At 37.3% G+C, this 12375-nt stretch carries 8 protein-coding genes; 6 read left to right on the top strand and 2 right to left on the bottom strand.

All coding sequences use genetic code 11. The features are described 5' to 3' along the window. Positions 1-296: 296 nt before the first annotated feature. Positions 297-2198: a DNA primase gene (gene dnaG / locus BN67_RS01495; RefSeq protein WP_019222393.1), complete on the bottom strand. Its 1902-nt coding sequence runs from the start codon at positions 2196-2198 to the stop codon at positions 297-299. Positions 2199-2334: 136 nt separating this feature from the next. Between dnaG and BN67_RS01490 the strand changes: the two genes are divergently transcribed. The 5 genes from BN67_RS01490 (at position 2335) to ubiC (ending at position 8831) form a co-directional block, all read left to right on the top strand. Next, a complete protein-coding gene (locus BN67_RS01490) occupies positions 2335-3546 on the top strand; it encodes a mechanosensitive ion channel family protein (protein WP_019222392.1) in 1212 nt (403 codons plus the stop codon). A gap of 74 nt (positions 3547-3620) precedes the next feature. Further along, positions 3621-5312 carry a Na/Pi cotransporter family protein gene (locus BN67_RS01485; RefSeq protein WP_019222391.1) on the top strand — a complete coding sequence of 564 codons (1692 nt, stop codon included), beginning with the start codon at positions 3621-3623 and terminating at the stop codon, positions 5310-5312. Between the two features lie 631 nt (positions 5313-5943). After that, positions 5944-6195 carry a GlsB/YeaQ/YmgE family stress response membrane protein gene (locus BN67_RS01480; RefSeq protein WP_019222390.1) on the top strand — a complete coding sequence of 84 codons (252 nt, stop codon included), beginning with the start codon at positions 5944-5946 and terminating at the stop codon, positions 6193-6195. Between the two features lie 1341 nt (positions 6196-7536). Continuing rightward, the gene (locus BN67_RS14710) at positions 7537-7689 is read left to right on the top strand and encodes a hypothetical protein (protein WP_019222389.1); all 153 of its coding nucleotides are present in this window, start codon (positions 7537-7539) and stop codon (positions 7687-7689) included. 617 nt (positions 7690-8306) lie between these two features. Then, positions 8307-8831 carry a chorismate lyase gene (gene ubiC / locus BN67_RS01465; RefSeq protein WP_019222387.1) on the top strand — a complete coding sequence of 175 codons (525 nt, stop codon included), beginning with the start codon at positions 8307-8309 and terminating at the stop codon, positions 8829-8831. Between the two features lie 1348 nt (positions 8832-10179). Here the strand turns inward: ubiC and BN67_RS01450 are convergent. Next, positions 10180-10632, bottom strand: coding sequence for a GatB/YqeY domain-containing protein (locus BN67_RS01450; RefSeq protein WP_019222385.1), 453 nt, complete (start codon positions 10630-10632; stop codon positions 10180-10182). A 279-nt stretch (positions 10633-10911) separates the two neighbouring features. Between BN67_RS01450 and carA the strand changes: the two genes are divergently transcribed. After that, on the top strand, positions 10912-12102 hold the full coding sequence (gene carA, locus BN67_RS01445; RefSeq protein ID WP_019222384.1) for a glutamine-hydrolyzing carbamoyl-phosphate synthase small subunit: 1191 nt from the start codon (positions 10912-10914) through the stop codon (positions 12100-12102). Positions 12103-12375 lie beyond the last annotated feature (273 nt).

The raw sequence follows: 12375 nt of genomic DNA, 5'->3' as shown, positions 1-12375 counted from the left end.
TCTTGGAAGAGATTGCTATTGGGAAAATCAATTTTGTATATGCCTTGTCATTCACACAAAAACGCGGGAAAACTCCAGAAGTTTCCCCGACCACCTCTCAATCTTTTTGAGATAATCTCTGCACCCTATAGCCAAGAATCAATATCCCGCTTTTCCCAAAATTTAATCGTCATTCTCTATAAAAACGCCGCCTACACAAACTTCCTCATAATAAGCTTTAAGTGACTGATTCGCATTAAAAAAGCGAATCATTTTATTGTATCTTGCTTATTTCCCTCTGCTTTTTACTCAAGTTCTTACTCAAGCCAACTTCCAAATCCTTCAATTAATGCTTCTGTTGCCTGCATTTTCTCCAACTCCTCTTTTACCTCGCGAAGCAGAGCAAAAACCTCACTATTAGGACTTTCTATAAGTTTCTCTTCAATATCTTGCAGTCTTTTATGTAGGTGGTATTCTCGAAGATGCAAGTAGAGAGCTTGTTTTAATATAGCACGAACATCTTCAATGGAGGCTCCAACAAAGATGATACGCATACCAACATGTTGCACAAGGTTTTTCATACGCTCTAACATAGGTTTTTGCCCTTTTTCTTCTAAAAGCGTAACCATTGTTTCCTTATCATGCAACTGCTGACTTCCAAGAATTTCAAGCATGGATTGATGAAAACGCATCAATTGCGCATTTTGTAGCTCCAACTCAGCCAAAACTTCAAAATTTGCATCCCATAATTCAGGATAGTAAGCTAAAATCAGCAAAATAACGGCCTCACGCAGAGGAATTGACTGCGAAGAATGACGCACAATATCGGTATTTGCCAACACGGGAAAGGATTGGTCTTTTAATATTCTATTTTGGGAAGATTGGGCATATTGCTTTGCTTCTTTTTTTTTCAAAAAAGAAGGACGAAAAAAATCAAAGAGCCGCCTTTTTATATCCTGCAAATAATAGCGACGAACATCTTCATCCTTCACCATAAAAACTTGCTGTTTTATTTGTTTTTCGAGCGCCGCTCGTGATTCTGGAGTTTCAAAACTCTTCCCGTAAGTAGCACGCCACCATAAAAGCTCAATCAATGGAATTGATTTTTGCAAAAAAGAAGTAAAAAGCTGTGCACCACCATAAGAAATAATTTCATCTGGATCTTTCCCTTGTGGCAATAAAACAAAACGTACAGAAACCCCTGCCTTTAAAAGCGGAAGAACGCGATCAGCAACACGAAAAGCGGCTTTTAAACCAACCTCATCTCCATCAAAGCACAAAATAGGCTCAGCTCCCATTTGCCATAAAAGCCCAATTTGCGTTTCCGTTAATGCCGTCCCCAGCGGTGCTACAACACTTTCAAAACCAGCTTTTGTCAACGCGATGACATCCATATACCCTTCCACAACAAGGAGTGAATGAACTTTTTCATCACCAACAAAACGACTATTTTTTCGAGCTGCTGCTGCATTATAAAGCATATTTCCTTTATGAAATAGGACTGTTTCAGGGCTATTAAGATATTTTGCGCGTGTATTTTTTTCTAATGCTCGACCTCCGAAAGCCACCACACGTCCGCGTAAATCTTCAATAGGAAACATAATACGATTTCTAAAACGATCATGAGAAACCATATTCTCTTCGCCTGATACGAGAAGTCCACAATCTTCCATTTGTTTTGTTGAAATACCCCGTGCACGCAATGCGTCTTTCAAAGCTGTACGCTTCATGGGAGCAAAACCAATCCGAAAATGCTCTGCAAACTTTGGTGTTACACCACGTGCATCAAGATAACGACGCGCCTGTGCACCTTCTTCACCGTGTAAACTAGATTGAAAAAAATCCGTAGCTATTTTCATAACATCATAAAGATCAGCCTTTTCCCTTTGCTGTTTATAACTTTTAGGATCAAAAACAGGTAGTTTTACCCCTGCAAAATCAGCCAAATGCTCTACACTTTCTGAAAAATGTAATCCATCAAGTTGACAAAGAAAAGTGAAGATATCGCCGCTTACACCACAACCAAAGCAATAATAACGCCCTTTACGATCATCACAATGAAAACTTGGTGTTTTTTCGCCATGAAATGGACAACAGCACCAAAAATCTCCTCGTGAAGGCTTGCTTTTTTTAGAATCAAAGACCACCCTTTGGCCAATAACTGTTGAAATTGGTAATCTGGTACGAAGCTCATCAAGGAAATCAGGTGAAAAGCGCATTATCTCTCACAGAGTTTGAAAATTCTTTTTTGCATATTTAACAACTTTAGAGCATAATTCCAATATTCCCTTTTACGCAGTTGAAAATTGGAAAGGTTCAACCACACATATTTTAAGAAATGGAGAAGAAATTAAAGTGATCAAATTTTTTGTTCAACATCCGTTGTTAGAGTCTATTGCTTGGCTCATTATTCTTATCATCATTGCAGTTTTAATCAATTTTTTAGCAAGAAACCTCCTCTCTCACGGAGCAAAAAGACTTTCTTCTTTCCTTCCTAAAAAGACAAACATTGATATTGAACATATCATTCAGTATATAGCAAATATTATTGCAGCCTTTACTCTTTCCATTGGCATTCATTTTATCCCAACACTTCCTGACTCACTGAGCACTATTATAGAGAATGTTGCGAATGCTTTCATTATTTTTGTTGTTGTTCTTACCATTTCTTCTTTTCTTAACATTGTTAATATTCTTTATGAGCAACGGCCAACAGCACGGTTAAAACCAATAAAAGGTTACATTCAAATTGCTAAAATTGCGCTTTTTGCTATAGCTGCAATTCTCATGGTCGCCACATTAATTGACCGCTCACCTCTTATTCTTTTATCCAGTCTTGGTGCAATGGCCGCTGTTCTCATGTTGGTTTTCCAAGACACGCTGCTTTCTCTCATTGCAGGTATCCAAATTTCATCCACGGATATGGTGCGTGTAGGCGATTGGATTCAAATGCCTAGTCTCGATGTCGATGGTGATGTTACTGAAATTGCACTGCATACCGTTAAAGTACAAAATTTCGATAAGACAATCACGACCGTACCTATCCGTAAGCTCGTAACAGATCCTTTCAAGAATTGGCGTGGAATGCAAGAAGCCGGTGGACGACGCATTAAACGCTGCCTCTTTATAGACCAATCAAGCATCCGTTTTCATACAGAAGAAGAACAAGAGTATCTTTCTCGATTGAATTTGTTAGAAAATTATTTCACAAAAAAAATACCAGAAATCAATAACTGGAACACGCAAATAGATAAAAATCATGATGTGTTAGACAATACCCGCCGTTTAACCAATATTGGAACCTTTCGTGCTTATGTTTTTGCTTATCTAGAAAAAAATAGTAATATTGAACAAACCATGACCTTGATGGCACGACAATTGCCTCCTACACCAAATGGTTTACCTTTAGAGATCTATTGCTTTACCAACACCACCGTTTGGCTGGAATATGAACAAATTCAATCTGATATTTTTGACCACCTTTATTCCATTCTTCCTAGTTTTGGTCTAAAGATTTTTCAAAACCCAAGTGGTTATGATTTTCATCATGTATTAGAAAAAAGCTAAAGTGAAAAAATAAATCTCAATGCCTCAATTTTTAGATCAACCATATTCATAAAATAAGGAAAAGACAAAGTATCATGAATGGTTCATTGGTACTCCTTCATCTTGCAGGTGCTATTTCTTTACTTCTCTGGGCTACACGCATGGTACGCACAGGAGTTGAACGTGCCTATGGTGACAGGCTAAAATACAAAATGCGCCACGTCATTTCCAAACCATTATTTGCTGTCAGCTTTGGACTCTTTGCGGCAATGCTTTTACAAAGCTCTACAGCAATAACACTCCTTGTTGGTTCTTTTGTTGAAGCTGGTTTTGTCTCCGCAGTAGCGGGGCTCATGGCTGTACGTGGCGGAGAATTAGGATCAGCATTAGTCGTTAAAGTTCTTTCCTATGATCTAACGATCATTGTGCCCTTATGTCTTTTAATCGGCACTTGTATCTTCATGACAACTGAAAAGCGTGATTGGCGTCAAGTAGGCCGGATCCTCATTGGTGTTGGCCTTTTGATTTTGTCTCTACAAATGATCAGTGCAGCCACAGAACCTTTACGTGATAGTGCAATTTTACCAAGCATTATTAATTATCTTTCAACCGACCCTGTTTCTACCTTTTTGTTGGCAGCCGCATTGACCTATCTTTTGCATTCATCCATTGCAGGAATTATTTTGTTGATCAATTTTGCCAACTATGACCTTATCCATGCTCAGCTATGTGTTGTTATGGTTCTTGGAGTGAATTTTGGTTCTTCTCTCATAACACCACTTTTAACACGCAACGCCTCCCCGAATACCCGCCTTGTTCCACTAGGGAATTTACTTATGCGTGGAGCGGGCTCAATCCTTGTTCTTATCTTATTTTTATGCTTTCAACCCTCAATCGCATGGTTGGGCGATACTATCTCTACGCAAGTCATCAACACCCATATTATTTTCAATCTTTTTATTCTCCTTGCTGGAATACCACTCTCGAAATGGGTTGTAAAACTGACCACTCAAATTGTCTCCATAAATGCAAAAAAAACGCAAACCGATAAAATACTTAATTTATCTGAACAAACAGCTCTTGATGATAGTGTTCTTGAGCGCCCAACTTTAGCACTTTCTAACGCAGTGCGTGAAGTCATCCATATTTGTGACCTTGTCGATATCATGCTAGAAAAAATCATGGGACTTTATGAAAAACCCGATCCCAACATCATCCATGAACTCAACCAATTGAGCACGATATTAGATAAAAAACATACTGCTATCAAACTTTATCTCGCACGATTGGCTGGGCAGAAATTATCTGATGCAGACGCTCTTCAAACACAAGAACTTCTTGAAGCTTGTATAAAACTGGATCAAGCAGGAGATATTATTATTCATAATATGCTTATGCTGGTTAAAAAGAAACAACAAAAAAGTTTACAATTTAGTGGCGATGGATGGAATGACCTGCTCCGTTTCCACGCCATTGTTCTTGCCAATGCGCACATTGCATTTAATGTTCTTGTCTCGCGTGATACACACACTGCGCATTTACTCGTGCAGAAAAAAGATCAGCTCCGCAATTTAGAAAAGGAGATGAGTTTAAAGCATTTTAAGCGCCTTCGTGAAGGCGATTTCAAAAATATAGAATCATCCAGTCTTCATCTTGACACTGTCCGTGATCTCAAACAAATTAACTCTCTTTTAACCTCAATGATTTACCCCATTTTGGAAGCACAAGGACTTCTCCAAAGTTCTCGCTTGCGTAATCCTTCTGAACAACAAACAGAAAAATCTTAATTTTTGAGTAAATTTGAACTGGGCCTCTATAAGAGAGATCATTAATATCAATCATTGAATTTTGATTCATCAAATGTCCTGATAAAATCTCCCTTGCCAAAAATACAACACCCCCAAAACTCATCATAAGAAATGCCCGTATAAATGGTACTGTAACGATTGACCTCAATATTTTCACAGATTTAACCCACGCAACATGTTACAAAAAATTAAAGGCACAGCTTTAAAACATCACTTGAAATATCATTGAACTTTTGGTGAGATTCTTCTGTTTAAACTTTTTAGACCTCTATTTTGCTTGTTGTTCATCATGTTATTTTCATTTCTTCGAAACGCATTCTAAAAAATGAAAAGAAAAGTATTTCTAAATAACTTTTTTCTTTTTATAAAATAATTGCTAATTTTAAAATTTATTTTATTGTAAATTAATTTTTTATATGTCTTTTTTTATTTATATGTATAGTATTATCCGCATTGGATATTAAAGTTATTTAAAACATATAAAGTAAAAACTATAATAAATTTTCCATGAGTAGCGTCTCCCTCCGCGAAAAAAGTGATAAGCCTTGATCTTTAGAAAGCTTACTCTAATTAAACACTCACAGTTTAAATTTAGGTGGAGGAGAGTATAATGGAAAACGCAAATATCGGCTGGATTGCAGCTATTATTATTGGTGGCATTGCAGGTTGGATTGCACAATATCTTATGAAAAGCCAGACAGGGGTCTTTTTAAACATTATCTTAGGAATTATTGGAGCTGCATTAGCGAGCTTTATTTTTAGCTTTTTTGGTGTGAATTTTGCTGGTTGGCTTGGCTATCTTATTTCAGGTCTTATCGGAGCCTGCATTCTTATATGGATAGGACGAAAAATTCGATCATAGAATATTTATTCATTAAGGGACTTTTGAGCACTAAATGAAACGATTACAATCGTTCCGCTATCGCTTTAAACTTGCAACCCATAATAAAACGGAGGGATGGTGTTTAAGCTGCAATTGCACTGCAATTCACGTTTTTTTAAAAGACATTTCTTAAAGCTCCTAACCTCATTTCACAGTGTCATCATGAATTGTATAATGATAATCCATTGAACAACACCATCTTCACGCTGATGCAGATACAAACCGGCACTCTCATTCTCTTTACCAGCTCATGGTATATTTACGAGCTCATAGAGTTGCAACAGCCCTTGGCACTTAAGGCGATTCATGAGAGACATTTTTTCTCCTTTCTTCTTTCATTTTACCCTCGTGCCAACCCCGCTTATGGCATAAAGCCAAATGAACAAAATTGATTCATCATGAATTGAAATGAGAAAATTACACAATACTCGGAACAATGATCAATTCAATAATGATAATTTATCATTATAAATCAATATATTGAAATCTTTTTTCCATCAGCATCATGAAACGAGAAAGATATTAGCCAAAGTGACGTGACCTATAAAGCTGATAAAAACCTTGAGAAAGGTAGCACCGAGAGCACCATACCGATATGCTCAGGTCTATTTGCACAGACAAGAATATTCTGCATGATATTAACGCAATAGCATTCTGTTTAATATCTGGTTCCTTCCACTCTATACTGACCTACAAAGCTCTCATAAAGAACAGAATAATGACACATTGCTTTGTAAGCATTAATTATTTTTCTTATTGAAGATAACTTTCAAATAAGACAAGATTTTCTTATCTCAAGTCTATTTATATTGAATCAAACAAAACTCTTTGCCTACACCTTATCAAGTAAAACCGGTGTGTAAAGAGAAAAACGATTAAAGAAAAAGGCCTCTTATAAAGATCATCTCAATGTAAGAGCTGTTGCAACATCACGAGCTGGCAGTAGAGTCAAACTGGCAATAAAGTGATGACGCTCATTTACTACCTTCACAAACATAAGGATAGTGATATTCAATAAATTTTGCGTTATACTATTTACAAGCGTTATCATGAAATGGACTAGCATGCCTAAAGAGTTTTTTACGCAAGCACATGAACATAATAAATAAACCATACTCAGTCCTTTTTTATCTTACAGCAAGATATTGTTTCATAAGATTTTTTATCGTTATTCACTTGTGAAGTACAACCTCGAATACCCATAAGATTCTCTCATCTCAAACCTCTTTATGTTGAATCAGTTTTAGTCACTTGTCTTTACACCATACACGGATTGGCACGAGGGTAAAATGAAAGAAGAAAGGAGGGAAAACGCCTATCATGAATCGCCTTCATGCAAGGACTGTCTCACACCCATGCGCTGGTAAAGTGAGTGATGGTGCCGGCTTAACCCTTTATAAACGTGAAGATGATTGTGTTCTATGGAGATTTATCGTTATACAATTTCCCCACACCACCACGAAATGGGCTTAGGGTCTCTAAGACATGTCTCTTTAAAACAAACTCGTGAACATACAACGTGGGTGGTGTTATGTTTTACTACTAAGAGCAATACAACTGACCGTAATAGTCAATAGCCCAATGATATTATTGCTCATCTATGTTATGGTAAACACCAATAGCTGTACCACGGTGCACATGACTCTGAACCACTGAGCGCTCTTCCAAACTTCCCAAGCGGATTGTTTTACCAAAAATCTCAAATAACTCTGCTGTTAATCTGCTGCTAACATGGAAAAAAGAAGATTTGCCTCGTATGTACAGAAGGTAAAAAATAAATGCTTCATCTCTTTATTCTTAATGCAAAACAAATATATTTGCAGATCCATGATGTTTCCCCCTATTGCTCTCTTAAAAATGAAAAAATGCGCTGTATGTTAGCCTTGTTCTTAATCATCATAGATTTTTCACCTTAAAAGAAGAGCAACCTGTAATATCTTTTTGCATATTCCTTCATTTAAGAATCCCATTCCATTTTCTCTTTCATCTTTTCGTTTAAAATCTTGCTGCCTTTACCATTCTGTATTACAGTGGAAATTATCTATTTATATCACCAAACATAGCAAATCCGGTTTTAGATGGGGAGTGAAATGATATCTGATCCCAGAGATTCCATCTTACCGCCTCTAGAGTGGCTATCTGATCAAGATCTTTCAGTACCAGAAAACATTCGCAACTGGCTTATGGAATTAGGATCGATGACTCTTCGACTGAAAAAACACTGCACCTGCCTACGCATTGAGCCACAACGTGAATGCTTCATTACACGTGACGAATTACAAGAACAAGAAGAAGCCGAGCATTTGCCCAACAGTGCACGTTATTGGCTACGCGAAGTTGTATTGGTGGGGGATAACCAGCCTTGGCTCCTTGGACGAACCGTCATCCCACAAGAAACCCTCCTTGAACACAATCAAGCACTCATGCACTTGGGCAACGTACCACTGGGACATTATTTATTTAACAGCGGCAAACTAAGCCGTGATTACATTCATATCGGAAAAGGAGAGGCATTATGGGCACGCCGTTCCCGTTTACGATTAACAGGCAACCCCTTATTAATAACCGAACTGTTTTTAACAGCTTCACCGCTTTACGCAACAATGCCCACATAAATGGAGAATACCCTCCCCTTCATGAACAGCCTATTAATTTTTATCTTTTAAAAAATAAAAACACAAGATCTTCAATCCTATCTCAACAGCATAACACACCACACTGTAGAACTTCTTAAAATACCCTCTCAACTTAAAAATCTTCCCTTGAATAAAACAGAGATCTCTTTTTCATCAGGGCCGTTCTTAAAACATAAGAACAGACGTACCTTTAAGAGAATTGCTGTAGCTCATATGGGACAATATATTGATTTATAATGATTATTATTCGTTATTCATTTGTGAAGTACAACCCCGAATACTGTTAAGATTCTCTCCTTTTAAACCTCTTCATGTTGAGTCAATTTTGTTCACTTGGCTTTACACTATCAGCGGGGTTGGCATGTGGATAAAATTATAGAGGAAAGGAAGAGAGATAATGCCTCTTATGAACCGTACATGCAAGGGTTATCGCAAGAACCATGAACCGGTAAATATTGAGCTGGTAAAGAAAAATAAGAGTACCGGCTTATCCCTCTATTCAGTGTGAAGATGGTAGTGCTCAATGGATTTATCGTTATACGATTCACGGATGACGCCGTTAAATGGGCTTAGGAGCTCTAAAAAAGGTCTCTTTAAACAAGCACATGAATGCGCAAATAAACTCTATTGAAATGAAAAAACTGAAAATAAAACAACCCACAAGAGAAAATATTTTAGAATATCTCAATGATTAAATCCATTCCTATAAAAATGCTCGACTTATAGTAGAGAGAATTTTTAAACGACCTTTATTTTATTACGAATAGATTTTCAGATTGCAAACAATGCTTTTTTCCAAAGGCTAAAATACGCATAACTTTTCTAAAGATACAAACGAGCACAGCCATTTTCTTTACCAGCTCATGGTATATTGACCAACTCATAATATTGCGACAATCCTTGCATGAATGCGGTTCATGAGAGGCGTTTAGCCTCCTTCTTTTCTCATTTTACCCATATGCCAACCCCGCTGATAGTGTAAAGCCAAGTGAACAAAACTGACCCAACATAAAGAAGTCTAAAAGGAGAGAATCTTAACAGTATTAGGTGTTATACTTTACAAGTGAATAGACGAATAATCATTATAAATCAATTTGTTATATAAAATAATATCGATATATTGAAGGAAAGAAGAATGATAGCACAAAAAGAAGCTTTTCTTTATTCTATAAGAAGCAAAGAAACTCTGACCTATTACCCCAAAAACATTCTCTTAAAATAAATAAGTATGGCTTTTCCGCATCCTCTCACCCTTATCTATACTTTTGGGACACGAGTGACTTATCATAAAAAATGCTTTCTGCCTCTCATAACAATTTATCACAATTCATTTTAATTTTTCACGGAGACAACTGCAAACTTTAGAAAAATTCATTTGCCCAGTATAACGTTCTTTAAGCCAGACCATGACCTTACCGATATCGCGTAATTTTTCAGCTTTTGTTTGTACTAAAGCTTCACAAAGCGCTTGTTCAACTTGCACTTCATCAAGCTGATAAGGAAGAAACTCACGAATGATTTTCATTTCCACCTTCCCTCTTTCTACCAACTCCAAGCAGCCAGATTTTTCATAAAGATGTGTTGCCTTTTCGCGCTGGTGCAGCATTTGTGTAAAAACAGACTGGATCTGTTTATCATCCACTTCTTGCTCTCCCTCACTACACTGCAAAATCTCACGATCTTTCACTGCAGCACTCATGAGACGAAGTGTAGCAAGACGCGCATTATCCTGCTCTTCCAAAGCAGCTTCAAGTGCCATATCAATCTGCTCACGCAACATGAATTTACCCAATTTATTCACATAAAAAGGTCGTTTCTAACCAACCTTTATATCTTTTGCAATGCATAGTAAAAAAATAATTAACATACAAAGTCTCAGAAAATCTCAAAACAGGACTTTACCTCTTCGTAGAATATACCTATACTCTTTATCTCAAGCGAAACATTGCAAGAACAATATACATAACGTCTGTTATGGTTGTGCTTTTTGTGTAACGTTGGTCATTATCCTTTCAGATAAGAATGATACCTTTCAGATAATAAATTGTGGGTGCACACTATGACACAAATGATCTCATCTTGCGATTCTTGGAGTGTAAAAAAACCTACAGCTCTCTTAATATTAGCCGATGGCACAGTGATTGAGGGTAAAGGAGCAGGTGCTGCTGGCATTGCTGAGGCTGAAATATGTTTTAATACAGCGATAACCGGCTATGAAGAAATCCTCACAGATCCATCCTATACACAACAAATCATTAATTTTACATTTCCTCACATAGGAAATGCAGGGGCAAATAACGAAGATATTGAAGACCTTATTCCCCTTAACTGTCACGGTGCTGTTGGTGCTATTTTCAAAGCAGATATTACACACCCCTCCAACTACCGTGCAAATAGAAACCTTAATCAATGGCTTAAAGCACGTAAAATTATTGCGCTTTGTGGTATTGATACACGTGCACTCACCATTCTTATTCGTGAAAGAGGGGCACAAAACGCCGTCATCGCACACAATCCTCACGGAGATTTTGATATTCCTACTTTAAAGAAGCGTGCACAAAAATGGCCTGGACTTGTTGACCTTGATCTTGCAAAAGATGTGACCTCTCGATCATTAAAGCAATGGGATGAAAAGCCATGGATATGGAATAAAGGATATAGTACAAATAATGTGCATAATCTTCATATTGTTGCGATTGACTATGGCATTAAACGTAATATTCTTCGTCTTCTAGCAGCTCAAAATGCACGCATTACTATCGTACCTGCACGTACAAGTGCCGAAGAAATTCTGGCAATGAATCCTGATGGCATTTTTCTTTCTAATGGACCAGGTGATCCAGCTGCGACAGGTGAATACGCTGTTCCAACTATCAAGACACTCATTGACCATAATGTACCGATTTTCGGTATATGCCTTGGTCATCAACTTCTCGCTCTTACTCTTGGGGCAAAGACTATAAAAATGCATCAAGGGCACCATGGCGCCAATCATCCTGTTAAAGACCTTAATACCGGAAAAGTTGAGATTGTATCAATGAACCATGGTTTTGCTGTAGAAACGACATCGCTACCAAAGCATGCCCAAGAGACTCATATTTCCCTCTTTGATGGTTCAAACTGTGGCATTCGGATAATTGGAAAGCCCGTTTTCTCTGTTCAACACCACCCCGAAGCTTCTCCTGGACCACAAGACAGCCACTACCTTTTTCGACATTTCTGCAATCTTATTATGGATAATAAAAAGTAGCACACTTAAAATATTTTCCTTTTGGATTCTTCGCCTTGAAGTTATCGCCTTTCCCCATGTGAATATCATACAAATATGTTATTTTCATATCACAAAAAATGCAATCTGCTTCCAGAATATACAAGCATGATTTGCTTGTTGCATTACACAATCAATTCACAACCATCTTATAGAGAGAGGACAGAGCTCTATTTTAAACTTTTCTTTTAAAGTCAATAGCTTGATCATCAATAAACCGCATGGATCATTGAATTTTGTAAAAAGTCATGAAAG

This window comes from Bartonella rattaustraliani AUST/NH4, assembly GCF_000312565.1.
GTDB classification, from domain to species: Bacteria; Pseudomonadota; Alphaproteobacteria; order Rhizobiales; family Rhizobiaceae; genus Bartonella; species Bartonella rattaustraliani.
This window is presented reverse-complemented; position numbering and strand designations above follow the sequence as displayed.

Coding starts and splice junctions, on each gene's coding strand:
- BN67_RS01480 (WP_019222390.1), top strand. CDS start 5,944: ATGGAAAACGCAAATATCGGCTGGATTGCAGCTATTATTATTGGTGGC.
- dnaG (WP_019222393.1), bottom strand. CDS start 2,198: ATGCGCTTTTCACCTGATTTCCTTGATGAGCTTCGTACCAGATTACCA.
- ubiC (WP_019222387.1), top strand. CDS start 8,307: ATGATATCTGATCCCAGAGATTCCATCTTACCGCCTCTAGAGTGGCTA.
- carA (WP_019222384.1), top strand. CDS start 10,912: ATGACACAAATGATCTCATCTTGCGATTCTTGGAGTGTAAAAAAACCT.
- BN67_RS01485 (WP_019222391.1), top strand. CDS start 3,621: ATGAATGGTTCATTGGTACTCCTTCATCTTGCAGGTGCTATTTCTTTA.
- BN67_RS01450 (WP_019222385.1), bottom strand. CDS start 10,632: ATGTTGCGTGAGCAGATTGATATGGCACTTGAAGCTGCTTTGGAAGAG.
- BN67_RS14710 (WP_019222389.1), top strand. CDS start 7,537: ATGAATCGCCTTCATGCAAGGACTGTCTCACACCCATGCGCTGGTAAA.